Below are 22435 nucleotides of genomic sequence, written 5' to 3' on the forward strand. Positions count from 1 at the left end.
ACAAGCATATCCATTCGCAGGTGCCGGATGGGAGGGGTCGCGAAGGAAACAAGCATCGGGCACGCGGACAGCCCGATGAAGCGGCTAAACCGGCTGGAGTGTAACGAGGCGTAACCGAATGGCAAACAACAACTACAACGAGTCGATTGAAGATAAAGCGTTCAAAGCATTGGACGAAGCGCTTCAGATCGACTTCGGCGAAGAAGACGCGGATCATTCGAACGCGCGCAAGCCGAACGCCTCGGAGGGAAAGGTGTCCGACAAGCCTTTATCACGCGCATCGCAACAACCCGCAGACGACAAGCAGCGTCGTCGCGGGCGCCCCGCAGGTCAGCGCACCGCAGATAGCTCGCCGCGTTCCCCAGCATTGGCACCTGCAAATGACGCTACGCGCAACTCGTCCTCCCTTCTTCGTTCGTTCGAAGGTGCGAGCGGCAAATCCGCTATTCGCAATGCGACAATTCTGTCGGTTCTGTGGTGTGTCGCCGGGCTTGGGATCATGGCGGGACTTTACTCTCCGCAGATCTGGCAAATCCGCTCCGTCGCAGATCTACTTGCTCTGCCAGGCGCCATCGTTGGCTTGATTGGCATCGTCGTACCGATCATCCTATTCTATGGCTTCGGCGTCATGATGATGCGCGCGCAGGAAATGCGCAACGCTGCACGTTCGATGGCCGAAGTCGCACTGCGGCTTTCCGAGCCTGAGACCATCGCCTCCGAGCGGATTATGACAGTCGGGCAAGCTGTCCGTCGTGAAGTGTCGGCCATGAACGAAGGCATCGAGCGGACGATTGCCCGCGCTGCCGAACTCGAAAGCCTTGTCCACTCCGAGGTCAATGCCCTTGAAAGAAGCTATGCGGACAACGAATTGCGCGTGCGCAGCCTTGTTCAGGAGCTGGGTTCTGAACGCGATGCAATCGTCAACCATGCAGAACGCATCAGGACCTCGATCTCTGGCGTTCACGATCAGCTCAAGGAAGATCTTTCTCTAGCCACTGAGGAAATTGCCGTTCGCTTGGCAACATCAGGTGAGGCATTTGCCTCGCTGATTGATACCCGCGCAGCAACGCTGACGGAAAAATCCGAGACCGCTATTCAGTCGCTTGGAAGCCTTTTGTCCGCAAAGACGGATACGCTGCTGCAGACGCTGACAAGTTCCGGAATTGCGCTTGCGAGCGAATTCGACGTACGGCTTGAAACGCTGACGACGAGCCTTGCCGAAAGCGGCGATGCCATTCTGACGCAGTTCGAAACACGCGCGTCAACGATGGACGGCAATGCGGAAAAGCTAAATGCCGCCTTGAACGAGCGCGCGCGCCAGCTCAACGACATCCTGATTAGCCGTACCCGCGAAATCAACGAAAGCCTCACTGGCGGCGAAAAGACGATCCGATCAACGCTCGATGGCGTTCTGTCGCAATTGAACCGCACTCTCGACGAGCGCAGCTCTAGCTTCCGTCAAAGCCTGCAATCGACGGTCGATGAGACCATCATGGATCTCGATATTCGTTCTGGTTTCTTCGATGAGCGTCTTCAGACGACGATTGCCCAGGTTTCGACCTCGTTCGACGATCGGGTAGCAGAATTTGCAAACGCGTTCGAAAAGCGGGCAGGCTCTCTCGACACCAAATTGATGGAGAGCTTGGCACGTATCAACGAGACACTGTCCGGCGGCTCGGATACGCTTGAAGGCATGCTGTCCACCGGGATAGAGCGCCTTGGCAACACGATGACCGAACAGTCGCTTGCTCTGACGACGGCCCTCGACATGGGTCATGAGGTTATCGACAGCACCCTTGGCAACAAGGTTGAAGAAGTGTCGGTCGCCATCAATGCGCGGACGAGCGACATGACGTCTGCTCTCAAGAATGCGCAAGCGGAAATCGTGACGGCCCTATCAAGCGGTACAGAGCAACTCCAGAGCAACCTGACAGAGCGCTCGGCCGAGTTCCGCTCGGCACTTCTCACAGCTAGCAGCGATTTGACGTCCGCCGTGAGCGAGGGAACTTCCCAGATCACCAGCGCCTTCGGTCGTGCCGATGAGCTCAATACCACGATCTCACGCCGCGCTGCTGATATCACCGATGCACTCGAGAACGCGCATAGCCGTATCGACACGGTCATGTCGGAGCGAAGCAGCGTTCTGTTCGGTGCGCTTAACGAAAATCATGATCGCCTCGAAAGCACGCTTTCCAGCCGGTCTGCCTCGATCATTGGTGCCGTGAACACTGCGCATGACCAGCTTGCAGAAACGCTGGATGAAAAGTCGATGGCACTCGCGATCTCGCTGAGCGAAGGGCAAAGCCGCATCGACAGCGTTATGGCGGAAAGAAGCGACACGCTCCTCACTGCCCTAACCCAGAACCAGGATCGCCTTGAAAACACGTTATCTCAACGTACTGAGGCAATCGTGACAGCCGTCTCGGCAAGCCACGATCAACTTGCAGAGACCCTGGATGACAAGGCCATGGCGCTCGCCATTTCGCTGAGCGAAGGCCAAAGCCGTATCGATGGTGTGATGTCGCAAAGGAGCGATGCGCTCTTTACAGCCCTCAGCCAGAACCAGGATCGCCTTGAAAACACGTTGTCTCAACGTGCTGAGGCAATAGTTACAGCCGTCACGGCAAGCCACGATCAACTTGCCGAGACTCTGGACGACAAGGCCATGGCGCTCGCCATTTCGCTGAGCGAGGGCCAGAGCCGTATCGACAACGTCCTGTCGGAAAGAAGCGATACGCTTTTCACCGCGCTGAACGAAAACCAGACGCGGCTTGAAGGCACTCTTGAGCAACACGGCAACGCGATCGTTGCAGCCGTCACCACCAACCGCGAGCAATTGGCTGACGCGCTCGACGATAAGGCAATGGCGCTTGCGATCTCAGTCGGAGAGAGCCAAAACCGCTTCGAAGAATCAATCGCACATCACGCTCAGGCACTGGCAGGAACAATCGAAAGCGGGCATCGGTTGATTTCCAGCGCCATCCAGGAACGGGCGCAATTGCTGGACCGCTCGTTGAGCGACGGACACGCTCGGATCGACGAAACGCTGGCGCACCGCGGCGAGGCCCTGGCCGCGACAATGAGCGCAGGACATGAGCGCTTGGCAGGCACCATGGGCGAGCAGCTAAACGCGCTCGATCAGACACTCAGCAGTAGTCACGATCGTCTGTCCGAAATGTTGACCGACAAGGCCGTGTCTATGGCCATTTCAGTCGATGAAAATCAAAGCCGCATTGAAAGCGTCCTTGAAGCCCGGACAAACGCGCTCATTGAAAGCGTTTCACATGCTGAAAACCGAGTAGCCGCGGCTCTAACGGACAAGGCTGATGCCATTCGGGCGGCCTACGTCGATAACCAGCAGCGCCTGGAAAATACGCTCACCAGTCACGGCTCAACCCTTTCGATCGCTATTTCCTCAGGTACGGATCGTCTGGAGACTATCGCGAACGAGGCAACGCAGCGACTGGAAGGCGGCTTGGCCGCGGCGCAAGAACGCTTTGCGAACTCCGCAAATGATGCGGCAAACCGTATCGAAGACGGCCTGTCGTCGGTGCACGAGCGCATCCGCGCAACGCTTGATGACCGAACCAGCGCAATAGAACTCACGATGCGCCAGGCACATTCGCGCATTGATGAGACGCTGGCGGATCAAGCAACGACGATTGGGACGTCGATCGCTGCAAGCGTCGGCATGATGGAAATGTCGCTGGAGGATCACGAAACCAGCCTGCGCAATACCATTGATGCCAGCGCTCGCGCGCTTGACGAGCGTCTCCGGGACAGCGCCGGCAACATCTCCAGCCGGTTCCAGGATACGGCAAACGAGATCTCGCGCACGGCGGAACAGTTCTCGTCCCGCCTGGAAAACTCCGTTGAAGGCATGACCGAGCGGTTCTCCGAGACTGGCCTGCGTGTCGAGGCCGGGCTTTCCGCTCTGGAAACCAGGATTCGGGACGGCGTCGGCGGGGTTGCGCAACAGGTTGACGCTGCCGGAGAGCGAATTGCATCAACCTTCGAACAGGGTGCTGCCCGGCTCGATCAGCTTGGCAATGAGGCAAGCTTCCGCATTGCGGATGCTCTGGCAACGAGCAGCGAGCGCCTGACATCATCGATTGATGAGCGTGCAACGAACCTGAGCACGATCATCGAGAGCCGTGCCACCGACCTCACCCAGTCACTCGAGGGTCGGACTGCGGAAATTGCTGAAGTCATGGATCGAGGCAATGCGAGGATCGAAGAGCGCTTGTCCACGATGGATCGCGCCCTGACGATCGGTTTGGATGCCGTCAACAAAACGATCGAAGGAAAGGCGGCGGGACTTGCCACTAACCTCAGGACTGCAGTTGCTGAAGCTGCTGACACCATGGATGGGGAAGCGGTACGCGCGGCAGAGCGCCTGACTCAGACAGGCCAGCAATTTGCTGACGAAATCAGTGCCAAGAGTGACGAATTTGCTCGCTCGCTGGATGAGCGCTCGCAGCAGATCGTCAGCCGTGTTGGCGATGCTCAGAACCGCCTTGCGGGTCAGGCTGCCGCCGTTGCACAGACTTTCTCCGAAGCCGGAAACTCAATCGTCAAGAAGGTATCGGAAGCAGAAACGCTGGTCAGCGGCCAGGTGGATGCAATATCGCAGGCGCTCTCTACTGCCAGCAACACTCTCGAGACCCGTGGCGAGGCAATTCGCTCTGCGATGCAGGATGTTGGCGACCGTCTGGTCAACGGCATGTCTGACATCGACCGGGCTCTCGAAGCGCGTGGCACCTCCATCCGGAACGCCCTGGACGAGAGGACACGCGAACTCAACTCGATGCTGTCCGGGCGCTCCACAGAGCTCAGCCGTATTCTTGAGGAAACTGCCAAGCCCTTGGTCGAACGCTATGCGGAAACGGGGCGCGATGCAGCGAGCCGTATTTCTGCAGCCGGCAGCGAAGCCGCAAACCGGCTTCGGGTTGAAAATGATGCCCTGGTTGACGCGATCACCTCGCGCACCGAGCAGGCTGCAGCAACCTTGGCTGGTGTGGAAAACAGCCTGGTCGGCAACGTAAAGCAAGTAATCGAGCGCTTCTCGGAAAGCAGCGCAGCGATGGGTATGCTGCTGAACCGCGCCGCTAAGGATCTCATGGATGTCGATGAGAAACTGACCAACACCAGCGAGAAATTCAGCGAATCGACCGCCAAAGCGTCGGAAATGGTGTCTGCGTCTTCACGCCTCTTGGAAGGCAACGTCGATCGGCTGGCACATATTTCCGGGCAGACCTTGGCAAATGTTTCTGGGATCGTGGGACGGTTCGACGAACACTCGAAAACCTTGGCCCAAGCGTCCAACCTTCTCAGCGCGGCACAATCAAATCTTGTTTCGACACTGGAAGAACGCGAAAGCGCCCTGCAGCAACTGGCTGTCGGTCTTGTTCAGCGCTCAGCCGATATCGAACAGACAATGCGCGGCGTAGCTGGAATGTTGGAAACAGCCTTCGAGCGTGCGGAACAGCGCTCCGGTCAGGTTAGCGGCACTCTCAAGGACAGCATTCGCTCGTCCATGGCCGATGTCGGCCAAACGCTGGACGATACTGAAAAGCGCGCACAGCAAGCTGCGGATGCAGTCCGCACGGCCATCGCCAAGGCTGGTGAGGATGCCAATCAGGCGATCAACAGCGCCTTTGAAAATGCCGAGCGGCGCTCCGGAGAACTCACGAACCGAGTACGCGGCGGCCTGAATATGTCGCTCTCCGACATCGAGCGGATGCTGACAGAAGCAGGCAAAGTATCCGACGCTGCAGCGACCAATATGCGTGATGCGTTGCGCGAGGCGGTTGAAGATGCAGTTTCGCGCTTCTCTGGTGCCACGGACGAGATTCGCCGCGCTGCCGGCACGATCCGTAATGAACTCGACGTAACGCGGAACGAGTTGAAGCGTGGCGCTTTCGACTTGCCGGAAGAGGCGAAAGAAAGCGCAGCAGCCATGCGTCGTGCTGTTGCTGAACAGATTAAGGCGCTCCAAGATATTTCGCAAATCGTTGGGCGCTCTACCCAGCCATTCGAGGTGTCACAACCCGCACCGCGTAGTTCGGCGCCAGCGGCCCGGCCGGCACATCCGACCCCTACTCCAGCTCCGGCTCCGGCGCCTCCGGCAGCACCTGTGCCTGCTCCAACCCCTGCAATTACGCAGACCTCGGCGCAGCAGACCCAGCCGCCCCAATCGACCGCCTCCCTGCTTCAGAGCGAGTCCTTCGGGCTACGTGGCACCCTGACGCCACAAAACCCTGCTCCACAGCCACGGACGCAAGCTGCCCCGCCAGCCCCTCGTCCGACGCCAGCTGCGCCGACGCCTGCCCCTTCCCAGGCTGCCCCCGCAAGCACGGAGTCAGGTGGCTGGATCAGCGATCTGCTGCGCGCCGCATCGCGCGAAGAGACTCAAGACACGCCCACGACGCGGTCGGCCTCTGCCCGCAACGAAACACCGGCTCCTGCGGCGGCGCGTCCGAACGACAATCGCAACCCTCATCATGTCGTTGAGTCGCTCAACTCGCTGTCAGTCGACATCGCACGGGCAATCGATCATGACGCTTCAGTCGATCTGTGGCGTCGTTATCAGCGAGGCGAGCGCGACGTCTTCACGCGTCGGCTTTACACACTGAAGGGACAGCAGACCTTCGATGAGATCAAGCGCAAATATGAGCGTGAGCCAGAGTTCAAAATGGCGGTTGATCGCTATATTGGCGACTTTGAAAAGCTTCTTTCGGATGTTGCGCGAACGGATCGGGATCGTTCAATCACCCAATCCTACCTGACTTCGGACACTGGTAAAGTTTACACCATGCTTGCGCACGCAGCTGGTCGCTTAAGATAGTCAGTCCGACCGCAGTCTTCAGGGCGCCGACCTCTACCGAGGTCGGCGCCCTTTTTGTTTTGCCCCCAACTGATGGCGACCTTGTCGTTTAAGCTTGGCACTTTGTCGGTGTTAGAATTGAAAGCTGAGCCTGTGGCAGGCTCTAAACTCAATCTGCGAGAGTCGTGTTTCGGATTTTGCAAGTCGCAAGCCCTATGGCGGGGCGCGCGTCTTCAACATGAGACATCCCGCAACGACCTCGCTCTGACGCCTTACGGGGAATTCTCGGTCACGTTCTGCGCGTGAAGGCGGAATTTTGAAAGACACAACATCATGCAGAATAGACGGATATTGATTACCGGTTGCTCGGGAGGTGGAAAGTCTTCTCTTCTTGCAGTCTTGGCAGAGCGCGGCTATCGGACCGTGCAGGAACCAGGACGACGGATCGTGAAGCAAGAATTGGCTGATCAAGGCCAAAACCTGCCGTGGATCAACATGAAGGGCTTCGCACATTCCGCACTCGCTCTTGCAAAAGCCGATCTACGGAGCTGGTCCGGGTATGACGAACTTGTCTTTTTTGATCGTGGCGCAATCGACGCGGCCGCGGCGTTAGCCGTCGTAACCGGAAGAGATGTGGAAGAATTTCTGACTGACGAAGACCGGTATGATCATCTCGTCTTCCTGGCTCCTCCCTGGGCGGAAATTTACAAGGCAGATGATGAGAGGCGTCACAATTTCCAAGAGGCAATGGCTGAATATCGACAACTGGAGCGGGTTGTGCCAAAGCTTGGTTATAAGGTCGCTTTGCTTCCCAAGCTATCCGTACGAGAGCGGGTGGATTTTGTCATGCGACAGCTAACTGCTACCAATCTTTCTTAATCAGGCCCGCTGCAAAAACATCTTTGTCACGGGCAGTGATGCCCTATTGTCAGGCCACAATATTGCAGCGGTTATGAAAAAGCCGCCCTAAGGCGGCCTCACAAATTTGATGCGCTCGCCTCGTTCACCGCGTCAACGTGAAGGCGCTTTTCGGTAGGCTACAGCGTTTTCAACGTCCAGTCGACCATTTGGCTTGCCACTGAGGAGAAAGCGCGATCAAGCGCCTTCACGTAGCCAAGGTTGGAGCCGCTTGGGGCGGGAACGACCTGACGAAATACCTTCTGTGCCCTAACGGTACCATTGCGATCATTGAGGATCTTGGCAGAGATCTCCACAACGGCTTTGCTACCCCCGGTCGCCTCAATTTCGAATGCGCGGATGTCGGTCACGAGTTGATAGTCAATGGCGAGGCCCTGCCCTGGTACGCCGACGCCGCCGAGCTTGCCGGAGTTCTCGTAAGCTTCGACAAGCTTCGATTGAACCATCTGCGGCAGCTTATCGCTCCACTGTGATTGACCGAGATATTGTATCTCCGCTGGCGATACCCTGACGACGATCTGCTCGCTGTTCAATGCCTGAAGAGCTGTCGGCGTTGCAATCAGGAGCTGACGGTTCTTGATAGCTGGGCCGGAAGTCGTTGCAGCGATCGATAGATCATAGGTGCTGTTCTTGGCACTTGTGCCGCAGCTAGCAAGAGCAAAGGCCACCGGTATTGCAAGCAAGGCATTTCGCAATAAACGACTATGCGACACCGAATTCGATACAGCCATGGGCTGCTTCCCCTCTTTACTGTATTAACGCCGCGTCCGGCCGTCGAATTGTTTCACTGTATCACCGCCGAAAATCAGGCGCTGCGGATTGCGATCGAAGTTAGTGATGGCATCATTCAGGTTCTGAACTGTCGAGCGTGTTTCCCCGACCAGCGTCTGAATATCGCGAAGACCATTTCCGGAGAACTTCTGCAGGTTATCGGCGATAGGACCGATTTTCGCATTCAAATTGTCTGCCACAGCCTTAAACGAAGCCAATGTCTCACGCGCCTGTACCGACAGTGACTTGGTGTTCTCGTCGCCGAGAAGCGCGTCCACCTTCTGCAGTATGCCATCAACGCGAGACGAGGCTGCGTTCAGCTTGTTGGACATCTCAGACGCATTGCGGAGTGTGTTGTCGATGTCGGGCTGCCGTGCTTTGACATTGTTGGCAAGATCACGAATAGATGCGACCGCAATTCGCGCATCGTTCGTGGCCTGCGAAATGTCATCCACCGAACCCTTGATCTTGGCCGGATCGATCTGCGCCATCAGGACATTCACTCGATCCAGCGTTTCCTGCGCTTTGACGCCAAGATCTTTGTAGGTGGTCGCCGCATCCTGGATCTTCTGGACCGTATTCTTCAGATCGCCTGACGCGTCCGCGACATTGTTGCTGACCGTCTCGGCATTGGCGAGAATATGATCGACCTTTTGCTTATCGACCGCGCGGACAAGGCCTTCCACTGCTTCAAGCGTGGAATTGACCCGGCCCGAGACGTTTCGCACTGTATCGGAAAGCTGGCCCACGCTTGCCAGAAAGGCGTCGATGTTTCCAGAGTTTTTGGCAAGTGCATCCGAGAAGGTTGCGGCATTCTGCAGCGTTTTCGTCAAGGGCGGGCGTGCATCCTGCACGAAGCCCTGAATTTGGCCGACAGCATCATTCGCGCGATCCAGGATCTTATCGGCAGTCGCCAACAGATTGGTGACGCTGGACTGATCGGCGACGATTACGGCGCGCTTGCCCGTATCCAACGCTTCCTGAAGAATGCTCTTTTCTCCGATTTTGCCACCGGAGAGTTCTATATACGCGGCGCCCGTCAATCCCTGGATTTCCAGCACGGCTTTGGTCGACGGATAGATCGGTGAGTCGGCGCGGACTTCAGTGAAGGCAAGCGAGTATTTTGGATCGTCAGCGTCAATGGACAGCGATTTTACGGAGCCCACCTGAATGCCGTTGAATCGAACTGGTGAGCCGACGCTGAGGCCGTTTGCAGAGCCTGGAATTCTGACGACCAGCTCTGTCGTAGGGCCGCCGCGACCATACTCCGCCATCCAATATACAAATCCGAAAGCTGCCGCGATCACCAGCAAAGTGAAGAAGCCGACAATCGTATAATTGGCTTTGGTTTCCATCTTCTAGGTCACTTCCCGCCGATGTTTCCGGCTTGGCTGCCGTGATAGGCTTGCCCTTCTTGCGGCACGATCGACCGTGCGCGCTTTCCTTTGAAATAAGATTGGACCCACGGATCATCGTAGGCCAACATGTCGTCGATCGTACCTTCAACCATCACACGTTTTTTTCCAAGAACGGCGATGCGGTCACAAACAGAAAACAGACTATCAAGATCGTGTGTGACCATGTAGACGGTCAATCCGAGCGTATCTCGCAGTCTAGCGATCAGTTCATCAAATTCCGCCGCACCAATTGGATCGAGGCCTGAGGTGGGCTCGTCGAGAAAAACGAGGTCTGGATCGAGCGCCAAGGCACGTGCCAAAGCAGCGCGCTTGATCATCCCTCCTGACAGTTCGGAGGGATATTTATCAGCCGCGTCCGCCGCCAAGCCGACGAGTCGGATCTTCAGATGCGCGAGCTCGTCCATCAGAGGCTTTGGCAGGTCGAGATATTCGCGCATAGGAACCTGGATGTTTTCCTTCACCGTCAGCGACGAAAACAACGCGCCCTGCTGGAAAAGAACGCCAAGACGCATATCGAGCTTGTTACGCGACGATTCATCGAGTTGATCGTAATCCTGACCGAGGATCTTGATCGTGCCAGACTGGCGCGGAAGCAGCCGCAGGATCGTACGCATCAGAACTGATTTGCCGGTTCCGGAAGCGCCGACAAAGCCAAGAATCTCGCCCCGATAAACATCAAGATCGAGATGATCGAGCACGATCTTCTGGTCAAACGCGACAGTGACTTCCCGCGCGGATAAAATCACGTCGCGATCGCCTGCCCTGTCCTGTGTCGCCGTCTGTTCGTCCACTTGCGAGTCCTAAAAATCGATTGCTGCGTAAAAGATTGCAAATAAGCCGTCCATCAAGATGACCACGAAGATGGCTTTGACCACGGCGGCAGTGACATGCTGGCCGAGAGATTCGGCACTCCCGCCGACTTTCAAGCCTTCAACCGCCGAGGTAATTCCGATCACGAGCGCCATGAATGGAGCTTTGATCATGCCCGAAAGGACGGTGGACAAAGTCACGGCCTCATGAAGCCGTGCCAGAAAGTTCGCAAAGGTGATACCGGAATATGCCCAGGCCACCACGGCCGCGCCCGCAAGCGATGCGAAATTTGCAAGAACTGTAAGAAGCGGTAATGCGATGGTAAGAGCAACCAGACGCGGGAAAACGAGGACGCCGATAGGGTTCAGCCCCATGACCTTGAGCGCGTCGACTTCTTCGCGCATTTTCATCGAGCCGATTTCAGCTGTGATGGCGCTTCCCGAGCGACCGGCAATCATGATCGCGGTCAGGAGAACGCCGATTTCGCGAAGCTGCAGGATCCCAACCAGATCGACAACGAAAACTTCAGCGCCAAAATAGCGAAGCTGGAACGCGCCCTGCTGCGCAATAATCGCCCCGATGAGAAACGACATCAGCAGAATGATGGGAACGGCTCTGACGCCCATATGGTCGATTTGATTGACGATCGAGGCTGGGGACACGCCGCTGCCTCTGCCAAGCTTCATCTGGGCGCCGCGGACAGCGGACCCGAGAATATAAAGCGCGGCAACCATGTTGTCCTTGACGTCATAGACAGCCTTGCCGACAGGCGCGAACACATGCTCAGCAATGCCCACCTTCCGTCGGTTCGATTTTGCATCGCCGTCGGAGCCCTCTTCCGAAAAGGCACGGATCATATCTTCGATATGGGGATCAGCGTTCTCAAGGCGAATTTGGCGACCAGCGCCGTCTGCATCCTTTATCAAACGTGTCAGCAACCAAACGCCGGCAGTATCGATATCCGATACCTCGGAAAGATCGACAATCAGATCATCCTGATTTTGTGTGACGCTCTCAAATTCCCGAAGGACAAAATGGATATTAGCGCTGCGCCAATTTCCAATCATGCGCAGTCGGCGATGACCGCTTTCGGCATCGTCGTCGACGGTCAAAGAAGCGGCAGGGCGGACGTCGGGTTTCAAATTCGTTATGAGTTCCAAGGCGGGCGGCGACATTGCCGATTCGCGCGCAAACCATTTGCTGCGGTCGGCGATAATATAGCCAAGCAGAAGAAGAATTCTACGCTGGAAGGATTGCAAATATGCCACGCTCCATGGAAATCGCCTTAGAAGCATTTCCCATTGCCGGAAGCTTTACGATTTCGCGCGGCAGCAAGACCTCGGCTCACGTGATTGTGTGCTCGATTTTCGAAAATGGTGCGACAGGCCGGGGCGAGTGTGTTCCCTATGGACGTTACGGCGAGAGCCTCGACGGCGTTGTCGATGCGATAGAAGATGTTCGCGCGGCGGTGATCTCCGGGATTACGCGCGAGGAACTCCAAAAGACAATGCCTGCAGGAGCGGCACGCAATGCCGTCGATTGCGCCTTATGGGACCTTCAAGCAAAACAAGGAGGCACCAGTGTCTCCGATCTTCTTGGCTTGCGACCGCCGGAGCCGGTTGTGACAGCCTACACGATTTCACTCGGCACAGCGGAAGAAATGGCAATCGTCACCGCACAAAACGCGCATCGGCCCATTCTCAAAGTCAAGGTCGGGACCAATGACGACGCAGCCCGCATTCGCGCTGTGCGAAGAGCAGCGCCGCGTTCCAAAATCATACTGGATGCAAATGAAGGTTGGACCGAGGAAACAATCCGGCACCATCTTGCCATCGCCGCTGAAGAAGGCGTTGCGCTGATCGAGCAGCCATTGCCGGCCGGAAAGGATGAAGCGCTTTCAACGATTGACAGACCCGTTGCCGTTTGCGCTGACGAAAGCGTTCACTCCCAGCACGACCTTCTTGTCCTCAAAGGCCGCTACGACGCGGTGAACATAAAGCTCGACAAGACCGGCGGCCTAACAGAAGCGCTTGCGCTGAAAAAACAGGCTCAAGCAGCTGGTTTTCAGATCATGGTTGGATGCATGGTTGCAACATCTTTAGCAATGGCCCCGGCCGTTTTGCTTGCTCAAGATGCCGCCTTTGTTGATTTGGACGGGCCGCTCTTGCTGGCACGGGATAGACAGCCGGCCTTGAATATGAAGGCGAGACAGTCTTTCCGCCTGAATCTGCCCTGTGGGGATAGGCCCGGAAAATAAAACCGGGTTTTCATCCGGTCCTGAACCCAATGCTGCGTTTTCAGGCAGCCTGTGGCTCCAGCTTTTTCTCTATTTTCTTCGGTGGAGCAAGCGCCAACTGTTCCGCGTTTGCGTCCGCATCGAAGACACCTTGCCAGGTCAGAAGCTCAAACGAACCATCTTCAAGCTCGGCTACCGCAGTACAGCTCTCGACCCAATCACCCGTATTTATGTAGTGAATACCTTTTATGTCGGCGATTACCGCGTGGTGAATGTGGCCGCAAATGACTCCATCGGCACCGCTTCGCCGTGCTTCTTCAGCCACCACATCCTGAAAATCGCCAATGAAATTGACGGCGTGCTTGACCTGAAGTTTAGCCCATGCGGAGAAAGACCAGTAGGGCATCCCAAGCCGGCGGCGAATGGCGGCCAGCGCAATGTTCACAAGGATCGCCATATCGTAAGCCCAATCGCCAAGATAGGCGAGAAGGCGTGCATTGCGCACGACGACATCGAACTGGTCTCCGTGCAGGACAAGATATTTCTTGCCGTTCGCCGCTTCATGGACGATGCGATCCGCCACTTCAATGCCACCGAAATGCGTGCCTGGAAAATCGCGCAAAAACTCGTCGTGATTGCCGGGAATATAGACGATTCGGGTTCCCTTGCGGGCCTTGCGCAGAAACTTCTGCACCACATCATTGCAGACCTGAGGCCAATACCAACTGCGCTTCAGGCGCCATCCGTCCACGATATCGCCGACGAGGTAGATCGTATCCGCCTCGTGATAGCGTAGAAAGTCGATGAGGAAGTCGGCTTTGGCCGCCTTAGAGCCCAAATGAACGTCGGAAATGAAGAGGGTGCGAAAGCGCCTTGTTTCCATTTTGCCGTTCACGAGCGCCTGCTCGTGCTCCCGTCTTGAAGATAGGTTTCAAAAATCAGACTCGTGTTTCAGGAAGATGACAGGGAGCATCCAAACGATCCTCCTCTTCGCATCACGTGTTTTTTCCCCAAGACAAAGCAAATTTTTCTATGCGCGTCGGGGGATTGTTGTATGGAAAGCCGAATTGCAATCGACGCCGCGAGGAGATCTCCATGGATCATCACGAAAAACCGAAAACCGAAAAGCCCGGGACGGGCGGTGGGCTCGACGAACAGGCGCTTTTCTTTCATCGCTATCCTCGCCCCGGCAAGCTGGAGATCCAGGCAACCAAGCCGCTCGGAAACCAGCGCGATCTCGCCCTCGCCTATTCGCCAGGCGTCGCTGCACCCTGCATCGCAATTCGAGACAATCCGGATCTGGCAGCCGAGTATACCTCCCGTGCAAACCTCGTCGCGGTTGTGTCAAACGGAACGGCAGTTCTCGGTCTTGGAAATATCGGTCCGCTCGCCTCCAAACCGGTCATGGAAGGCAAAGCAGTCCTTTTCAAAAAATTCGCCGGCATCGATGTTTTCGATATCGAAATAGATGCGCCGCATGTCGATCAAATGGTGAGCACGGTTGCGGCCCTCGAACCCACCTTCGGCGGCATCAATCTGGAGGACATCAAGGCACCTGAATGTTTTGAGGTGGAGCGTCAGCTTCGCGAGAAGATGAACATTCCGGTGTTCCACGACGACCAGCATGGCACCGCAATCATCGTCGCTGCAGCTATTCTCAACGGACTTGAACTCGCCGGAAAGAAGATCGAAGACATCAAGATCGTCGCATCGGGCGCCGGCGCTGCCGCGCTAGCCTGTCTGAACCTTCTGGTGACGCTTGGCGCGAAACGCGACAATATCTGGGTCCACGATATCGAAGGCCTCGTTTATGAAGGCCGGACCGAATTGATGGACGAATGGAAGGCAGTATACGCCAAGAAAAGCGATACACGCACTTTAGCGGAGAACATCGGTGGCGCCGACGTCTTCCTCGGCCTTTCCGCTGCGGGCGTTCTCAAGCCTGAGCTTCTGGAGCAAATGGCCGAGCGTCCTCTCATCATGGCGCTTGCCAATCCAACGCCTGAAATCATGCCGGATCTGGCGCGCGCAGCACGTCCCGACGCGATGATCTGCACCGGCAGGTCCGATTTCCCGAATCAGGTCAACAATGTCCTTTGTTTTCCCTACATCTTCCGCGGCGCGCTCGATTGCGGCGCGACTGTCATCAACGAAGAGATGAAGATGGCAGCGGTGCGAGCGATTGCTGCGCTTGCCCGCGAAGAAGTTTCCGACGTCGCGGCGAAAGCCTATTCCGGAGAAACGCCGCTTTTCGGCCCCGACTATCTCATTCCCTCGCCGTTCGATCCGCGGCTTATCCTGCGCATCGCACCAGCCGTTGCCAAAGCGGCCGCGGACAGCGGGGTCGCGCTCCGGCCGATCGAGGACTTCGACGCCTATCTCGATCAGCTCAACCGCTTTGTTTGGCGCTCCGGCCTCGTCATGAAGCCGATCTTCACGGCGGCAAAGGCTGCGGCCAAAAAGCGCGTCGTCTTTTCCGAAGGCGAGGATGAGCGCGTGCTGCGTGCTGCTCAGGTCCTTCTGGAAGAAGGCCTTGCCGAGCCCATCCTCATAGGCCGCCCACAGGTCATTGAGACACGCCTGAAACGCTACGGATTGCGCATCCGGCCATTGACGGACTTCGATGTGATCAATCCTGAAGACGATCCGCGTTTTCGCGATTACGTCGACCTCTATCTGTCGGTGGTTGGCCGACGCGGCGTCATTCCTGAGGCAGGCCGTACCATCGTCAGAACGAATACGACCGTCATCGGTGCACTCGCTCTTAAACGCGGCGAAGCTGATGCATTAATCTGCGGGCTTGAAGGCCGCTACGAAAAGCATCTGCGCGACATCAGGCAGTTGATTGGAAAACGCGACAACGTGCGCGATTTTTCGGCGCTCAGCCTGCTGATCTCGCAACGCGGCGCTACTTTCTTTACCGACACCTATGTCACCTTCAATCCAAACGCCGAAGAAATTGCAGAAGCGGCGATTCTCGCTGCCGAGGAAATTCGGCGCTTTGGGATCACGCCCCGTGTCGCCCTTGTCTCGCATTCCAATTTTGGGTCGCGCGAATCCGAAAGCGCCACGAAGATGCGCAACGCGGTCCAGCTTGTGCGCACTTTAGCCCCCGATCTTGAAATGGACGGGGAAATGCATGGCGAAAGCGCGATCTCTGAAGTCCTTCGTAAAAGAGTTCTTCCGCAGACGACGTTGCACGACGAAGCAAATCTTTTGGTTTTCCCCAACCTTGATGCGGCTAACATTACCTTTGGTGTCGTCAAATCCATGGTGGATGGATTGCACGTGGGGCCGATATTGCTGGGCACGGCGATGCCTGCCCATATTCTTGCGCCCTCGTCCACGTCCCGCGGCGTCGTCAACATGGCAGCGCTCGCCGTTGTCGAGGCCAATCAGCCCGTTGCGTAATGGCGGTAAGCTCAGGAATGAGATAGACTGCGCAGGACAATCTTAAGAGCTTGTCGATAGGTTTGGTTGCTGAAAGACGAAACCGCGCCCATGCAACATCGCAGTCTGCTCACCTTGCTCTTCCTGGCGCTCGCAGAACCTGCTGCGGCGCAAGTCTCCAATATTTGTGAAGATTTGCGAGGGCAGATCGCTTCGCTGCCCGAAGTTATCGGCAACGGACCCGAAGTGCGGCAATATGCGAAGGCCATCACAGAGCAGAACTTCGAGCTCCGACGTCTGAGGGTGGAGATGCGGCAGAACGGCTGCAGCACCGGCAGCGTCATTGTCATTGGCCGCGGCAATGCAGACTACTGTGCTGGGCTTCAGGCAGATGAAGCGCGGATGTCTGACAATATTCGCTACCTTGAAGATCGCCGTCAGGATATCCGCAGTGAAGGCGGCGATGATTACCGTATTCGGCGGCAATTGCAGGCCGCGCTTCGACAGAACGGATGCGTAGATCAAGACGCAGTCCAGAACAGCGATAACGAAAACGATCAGTCCTCGATTTCGACGCCCGAGCAACAGGCAATGCGGACCGACACATTCATTCCGCCCAGTACAGCAGAGGGTCGTCAAACCGAAGTGCCTGCACCAAGTTTGATGGCCCACATCAATACCATCTGCGTGCGGACCTGCGATGGAGGTTTTTTTCCCGTTACATCGAATACAACTTCGATTGATTTTGGCAGAGATGCCGATACTTGCTCGAAGATGTGCCCCGGCATCCCGACCGAGCTGTTCTATCAGGATGTGGGCAATGGAGATGCAGCAGCTATGATCTCCACCAAGACAGGCGCGCCCTACAGCGCTCTGCCGAATGCTTTTGGCTATAAGAACCGAAAGCCCGGAGAAAAATCGGCATGCTCCTGCGATCTCGCAGCCTACTATGACAGAATGCGGCGAAACCAGTCACTCGCAACGGAAGCGCCGAACAGTTCCGGCACCAAGATCCAGGCTGCGCCATCAAAGGGTGCGCCGCCGACCGCTCCCGCTACGCCCATTCAGCTACCCCCCGTTCCGGACCGGCCTTACGATCCGGCACAGAACACGGTCCGTCAGGTCGGCCCCCAATTCTTCGCAGGCGATCAGGGCAGCATTGATCTCAAGAAGCCGGCGAAACCCGGTCCTCAGCCTCAGCAATAAGCGACGCCGGACGCCCCCATCGTTCGATAAAGACAAGGTCTTCCAGGGATAAGCGCTGACGCCATCCTTTGACGGCTAGCTCGGGCTCCCTATAAAGCTGGTCCACGTAACCGAGGCAGAGCCATGCAACAATCTGAACGCGCTCAGGGATCCCAAGCAGCGCCTTGATGTCCGCTTCGTGGAAGATGCTGACCCAGCCAACGCCTACTCCCTCGACACGGGCAGCTAGCCACAAATTCTGAACCGCGCAGACAGTCGAGTAGAGATCCATCTTGGGATTATGCGTGCGACCAAGTACGACTGGTCCTGCGCGATCCGGATCGCAGGTAACGCAGATTGACAACGGCGCTTTGCGGATACCTTCCAGTTTCAAATTTCGATAAAGCGTCTGCTGATCACCCGCAAACATCTCCGCTGCTTCGTCATTAGCCCGCCTGAACGCTTCCCATGCAGCATCGCGTACGGCCTGATCGCGGATAAGGAGAAAATTCCACGGCTGCATGAAGCCCACCGATGGCGCCGCGTGTGCCGCCGCCAGTAGCCTGGCGACCAATTCGTCAGGCAAAGCATGTGGCAGAAATTGGTCGCGCACATCGCGTCTCGTTTCGATGGCCCGATAGACGGCGTCACGGTCCGCCTCAGAAAAAGCTGAGGCCGGTTTGAGCGCCTGTTCCTCGCATCCGCTTTCAGAGGTCATGGCAAAGTCGGGAAGTAGCGCACGAAAGCGAACCGGTCACCGCCCGGTGACCAGCTTGGCGAGTTCAAGGTGCCCTGTCCGCCGAACAGTTCGAACAGGACCTCTGCATGGGTGCCATCAAGGTCCATCAAGCGAATTCTCACATCGAGGTCGCGCGGATGATCAAAGACATCGCCATCATAGGAGAGAACGAGAAGCTTGTCGCCGCGCGGTGACGGATGAGGAAACCAATCCCCATAGGGGCTATCCGTGATGCGCTCTGCGTGACCGCCATTTGCCGGAACGCGCCAAATCTGCATCCGCCCGCTTCGACTCGAATTGAAATAGATCCACTTGCCGTCGGCGGAGTAATCTGGCCCGTCGTTGCGGCCCTCACCAGACGTCAGCCGCTTTTCATCGGTACCCTGCAGATTATTCGTATAGATGTCGAACTGATCGTTGCGAATCCCGCAATAGGTGATCCTTTCGCCATCCGGCGCCCATCCATGAAAATAAGACGGCAAATCCCTCGTGATCAGGCGCGGCGTTCCGCCCTCAGCATCAAGGATATAGATCGCTGTCTTTGAAAACTCGCACTTATCAGAGACAGCAAGGAGCTTTCCATCAGGCGAAAATCCATGGTCATTGTTGCAGGTGACCGCAAAGCCGGTATCCAAAAGTTCTGGCTCGCGAGGCCCTGAAAGCGGCAATCGATAAAGTCGCCCCTCGCTGTTCAACAGCAAGCAGGATCCGTCGGGCGACCAGTTCGGCGCTTCGAAAAGCGCCTCTGTCTGCCAGACGACTTCAGTTTTCCGGCTGGAAATATCAAAGATTTCGACGGAACTGCGGATCATCGTCAAGCCGAACGGTCACGGAATCGGTTGGTGATCGGATAGCGCCGATCTCTTCCGAAGTTCTTCTTGGTGATCTTGACGCCCGGTGCCGACTGACGGCGCTTATACTCGGCGAGATAGAGCAGATGCTCGATGCGGTGCACCGTTTCGGCATCATGGCCCCGAGCGACGATCTGATCGACCCCCATTTCCCCTTCGACCAAGCATTCAAGAATATCGTCGAGAACGGGATAAGGCGGCAAAGAATCTTCATCACGCTGATCGGGACGCAGCTCTGCGGACGGCGCTTTGTCGATGATGTTGTGGGGGATGACCTCGCCAGCAGGTCCAAGAGCGCCTTCAGGCACATGCTCATTGCGCCAACGAGAAAGCGCATAGACCTGCATTTTATAGAGATCCTTGATCGGGTTGAAGCCGCCGTTCATATCGCCGTACAAGGTCGCGTATCCGACCGACATTTCAGACTTGTTGCCGGTGGTGACGACCATCGCTCCAAACTTGTTGGAGACTGCCATAAGAATTGTCCCGCGCGTACGGCTCTGCAGGTTCTCCTCGGTGACTCCGCTTTCCGTTCCTTGAAACAGACCGGAAAGCGCCTCGGTAAAGCCAGCAACCGGCTGCTCGATCGGCACGATATCATAGCGGCAACCAAGAGCTTCTGCGCAGTCGGCGGCATCCTTGAGGGATTCTTGAGCAGTATATCTATAAGGCAGCATAATGGTACGGACACGATCCGCGCCGAGGGCATCAACCGCCAGCGCCGTGCAGATAGCCGAATCGATACCACCGGAGAGACCAAGCACAACCGATTTGAAACCGTTCTTGTTGACGTAATCGCGCAGCCCCAACATGCAGGCTTTGTAGTCAGCCTCTTCCGCCTCCGGAATAGGATCAAACGGCCCTTCCACGCAATGCCAGCCGTTCTCGCCCTTATGCCACACCGTCACATCCAGGGCCGTCTCGAATTCCTTCATTTGGAATGCAAGAGTTTTATCGGCGTTGAAGCCAAAGCTCGCACCGTCGAAGATAAGCTCATCCTGTCCGCCGAGTTGGTTTACGAAAACCAAGGGCAAGCCAGATTCAATGACCTGGCGAAGAACGACCTGGTGTCGCACGTCGACTTTACCGCGGTAATACGGTGAGCCATTCGGGACGAGAAGGATTTCCGCGCCGCTTTCGGCCAAGGTCTCGCAAACACCTGCGTCATTCCAGATATCCTCACAGATCGGCAGGCCGATCCGCACCCCACGAAAATCGACAGGACCCGACAACGGACCGGCAACGAAGACGCGCTTTTCGTCGAACTCGCCATAATTCGGAAGATCGACCTTGTCACGCACCCCGATAACGCGTCCTCCATCGATAACTGCGACGGAGTTATGTCGGCCGACCTCGCCCTGCCTTGGAAAGCCGACGACGAGCCCCGGGCCGCCATCGGTGGTATCGGCAGCGAGTTCTTCAACGGCATTTTGGCAAGCCTTCAGGAAGGCGGGCTTTAACACCAGATCTTCAGGCGGGTAGCCGCAGAGAAAAAGCTCGCTGAACAGAATGAGGTCGGCGCCTAATGCGGCCGCGTTCTTTCTGGCCTCGCGCGCTTTTGCAAGGTTACCGGAAATGTCGCCAAGGGTCGGGTTCAATTGAGCTATAGCGATACGCAAAGTCTGCATCAGGTTCTTTCCCTTCGTCATGGCTTCCCATGTATAGCCTGCCCTATCCATCGGCAATGATCGGGGCGACTAAAAATTGAGCGCAACGCGCCATTCTCCGGCGGCCTACAGAAGGCACCCGTTATTTGAGAAGCAACAGCTCCAAAATGAAAAAGTCCGGCAATCAACCGGACTTCTTCAAGATTTGGCGCTGTGGAAAACTGTCTGCTTCCCGCCGCGCCTTAGAATATTCTTTAAGCGCGGCACGTTCGTTCAACATTTAGCCGTTAGCCACTGCCAGACGCTTTTCATCGCGACCAGTCTTCATGCGCTCGGCCAGCAAGAAGGCAAGTTCGAGGGCCTGATCGGCGTTTAGACGTGGATCGCAATGCGTATGATAACGATCCTGCAGATCGCTAGCGCTGACAGCACGTGCACCGCCTGTGCATTCCGTGACGTCCTTGCCCGTCATCTCAATATGAATTCCGCCCGGATGCGTTCCTTCGGCACGATGGATCTGGAAGAAGCTTTCCACTTCCGAAAGAATACGCTCGAATGGCCGCGTTTTGTAAGAATTGAGCGTGATCGTGTTGCCGTGCATGGGATCGCACGACCAAACGACCTTGCGGCCTTCTTTTTCAACAGCACGAATCAAGCGCGGCAGGTGCTCGGCAACCTTGTCATGACCGAAGCGGCAGATGAGCGTCAAACGCCCAGCCTCATTGGCAGGGTTAAGGATGTCGATCAACTTGATCAAATCGTCGGCCTGCAAGGAAGGACCGCATTTCAATCCGATCGGGTTCTTGATGCCGCGGCAATATTCAACATGTGCGTGATCGGCCTGACGGGTTCTGTCGCCAATCCAGATCATGTGACCGGAGGTCGCGTACCAGTCCCCGGACGTAGAATCCACCCGCGTCAGAGATTCTTCATAGCCGAGAAGAAGCGCCTCATGGCTGGTGAAGAAATCCGTCTCGCGCAGGCTCGGATTGTTGTCCGAAGTGATCCCGATCGCCTTCATGAAATCCATGGTTTCGCTGATGCGGTTCGCAAGCTTGCGATAGCGCTCACCCTGCGGGCTGTCCTTCACGAAGCCAAGCATCCACTGATGAACGTTTTCCAGATTGGCGTAACCGCCCATGGCGAAGGCGCGCAACAAGTTCAGCGTTGCAGCCGACTGGCGGTAAGCCATCAGCTGACGCTGCGGATCGGGAATGCGCGCTTCCGGCGTGAACTCGATACCATTGATGATATCGCCTCTGTAGGACGGAAGTGTCACGCCATCTTGCGTTTCCGATCCGGAGGAACGCGGCTTTGCAAACTGACCAGCAATACGCCCAACCTTGACGACGGGAAGCTGCGCGCCGAATGTCAGGACGACGGCCATCTGCAGAAAAGCGCGGAAGAAGTCACGGATCGTATCGGCACCATGCTCGGCGAAGCTTTCGGCGCAATCGCCGCCCTGCAGCAGAAAGCCTTCACCTTCGGCAACATTGGCAAGATGCTTCTTCAAACGCCGCGCCTCGCCTGCAAAAACGAGTGGCGGATAGGAGGCGAGCTGGGCTTCGGTCGCGACGAGAGCCGCTTCGTCCGGATAGTCCGGCACCTGCTGGATCGGCATATTGCGCCAGCTTTTCGGAGTCCAATTCTGTGCCATGTCACTCACCTGCTCTTCGATCCGGTT

General features: G+C 56.6%; 13 protein-coding genes and 1 pseudogene. 5 read left to right on the top strand and 9 right to left on the bottom strand.

The window, feature by feature from the left end; translation table 11 throughout:
- Nucleotides 1-118: 118 nt before the first annotated feature.
- Together VQ830_RS19415 and VQ830_RS19420 are read left to right on the top strand one after the other, a co-directional pair.
- Nucleotides 119-6847, top strand: coding sequence for an apolipoprotein A-IV repeat region-like domain-containing protein (locus tag VQ830_RS19415; protein WP_337269796.1), 6729 nt, complete (start codon nucleotides 119-121; stop codon nucleotides 6845-6847).
- Nucleotides 6848-7159: 312 nt separating this feature from the next.
- The gene (locus VQ830_RS19420) at nucleotides 7160-7705 is read left to right on the top strand and encodes an AAA family ATPase (RefSeq protein WP_337269797.1); all 546 of its coding nucleotides are present in this window, start codon (nucleotides 7160-7162) and stop codon (nucleotides 7703-7705) included.
- A 158-nt stretch (nucleotides 7706-7863) separates the two neighbouring features.
- Here the strand turns inward: VQ830_RS19420 and VQ830_RS19425 are convergent, their stop codons facing one another.
- From VQ830_RS19425 to VQ830_RS19440, 4 genes are read right to left on the bottom strand one after another with little or no spacing between them, the layout of a single operon-like run.
- Nucleotides 7864-8475, bottom strand: coding sequence for an ABC-type transport auxiliary lipoprotein family protein (locus tag VQ830_RS19425; RefSeq protein WP_337269798.1), 612 nt, complete (start codon nucleotides 8473-8475; stop codon nucleotides 7864-7866).
- A gap of 24 nt (nucleotides 8476-8499) precedes the next feature.
- Nucleotides 8500-9870: an MlaD family protein gene (locus tag VQ830_RS19430; protein WP_337269799.1), complete on the bottom strand. Its 1371-nt coding sequence runs from the start codon at nucleotides 9868-9870 to the stop codon at nucleotides 8500-8502.
- Between the two features lie 8 nt (nucleotides 9871-9878).
- Nucleotides 9879-10724, bottom strand: a complete 846-nt coding sequence (locus tag VQ830_RS19435) for an ABC transporter ATP-binding protein (protein WP_337269800.1) — start codon at nucleotides 10722-10724, stop codon at nucleotides 9879-9881.
- Between the two features lie 9 nt (nucleotides 10725-10733).
- Nucleotides 10734-11918: an ABC transporter permease gene (locus VQ830_RS19440; protein WP_337269869.1), complete on the bottom strand. Its 1185-nt coding sequence runs from the start codon at nucleotides 11916-11918 to the stop codon at nucleotides 10734-10736.
- A gap of 86 nt (nucleotides 11919-12004) precedes the next feature.
- Between VQ830_RS19440 and dgcA the strand changes: the two are divergent.
- Nucleotides 12005-12987 (top strand): annotated as a pseudogene (gene dgcA, locus VQ830_RS19445) (N-acetyl-D-Glu racemase DgcA).
- 53 nt (nucleotides 12988-13040) lie between these two features.
- Here dgcA and VQ830_RS19450 read toward each other — a convergent pair.
- On the bottom strand, nucleotides 13041-13862 hold the full coding sequence (locus VQ830_RS19450) for a UDP-2,3-diacylglucosamine diphosphatase (RefSeq protein WP_337269870.1): 822 nt from the start codon (nucleotides 13860-13862) through the stop codon (nucleotides 13041-13043).
- 212 nt (nucleotides 13863-14074) lie between these two features.
- Here VQ830_RS19450 and VQ830_RS19455 point away from each other — a divergent pair, with 212 nt between their 5' ends.
- The gene (locus VQ830_RS19455) at nucleotides 14075-16390 is read left to right on the top strand and encodes an NADP-dependent malic enzyme (protein WP_337269801.1); all 2316 of its coding nucleotides are present in this window, start codon (nucleotides 14075-14077) and stop codon (nucleotides 16388-16390) included.
- A 90-nt stretch (nucleotides 16391-16480) separates the two neighbouring features.
- Nucleotides 16481-17575: a DUF2865 domain-containing protein gene (locus tag VQ830_RS19460; RefSeq protein ID WP_337269802.1), complete on the top strand. Its 1095-nt coding sequence runs from the start codon at nucleotides 16481-16483 to the stop codon at nucleotides 17573-17575.
- Here the strand turns inward: VQ830_RS19460 and bluB are convergent.
- The 4 genes from bluB to VQ830_RS19480 form a co-directional block, all read right to left on the bottom strand.
- Nucleotides 17535-18272, bottom strand: a complete 738-nt coding sequence (gene bluB, locus VQ830_RS19465) for a 5,6-dimethylbenzimidazole synthase (RefSeq protein WP_337269803.1) — start codon at nucleotides 18270-18272, stop codon at nucleotides 17535-17537. The genes VQ830_RS19460 and bluB overlap by 41 nt on opposite strands.
- Nucleotides 18269-19102, bottom strand: a complete 834-nt coding sequence (locus VQ830_RS19470) for a TolB family protein (RefSeq protein WP_337269871.1) — start codon at nucleotides 19100-19102, stop codon at nucleotides 18269-18271. The genes bluB and VQ830_RS19470 overlap by 4 nt, the downstream gene beginning before the upstream one ends.
- A gap of 5 nt (nucleotides 19103-19107) precedes the next feature.
- Nucleotides 19108-20793, bottom strand: a complete 1686-nt coding sequence (locus VQ830_RS19475; protein ID WP_337269804.1) for an NAD+ synthase — start codon at nucleotides 20791-20793, stop codon at nucleotides 19108-19110.
- Nucleotides 20794-21031: 238 nt separating this feature from the next.
- On the bottom strand, nucleotides 21032-22408 hold the full coding sequence (locus tag VQ830_RS19480; protein ID WP_337269805.1) for a class II 3-deoxy-7-phosphoheptulonate synthase: 1377 nt from the start codon (nucleotides 22406-22408) through the stop codon (nucleotides 21032-21034).
- Between the last annotated feature and the right edge of the window lie 27 nt (nucleotides 22409-22435).

The sequence above is a fragment of the Oryzifoliimicrobium ureilyticum genome, assembly GCF_037199735.1.
Taxonomy (GTDB): Bacteria; Pseudomonadota; Alphaproteobacteria; order Rhizobiales; family Rhizobiaceae; genus Rhizobium; species Rhizobium ureilyticus.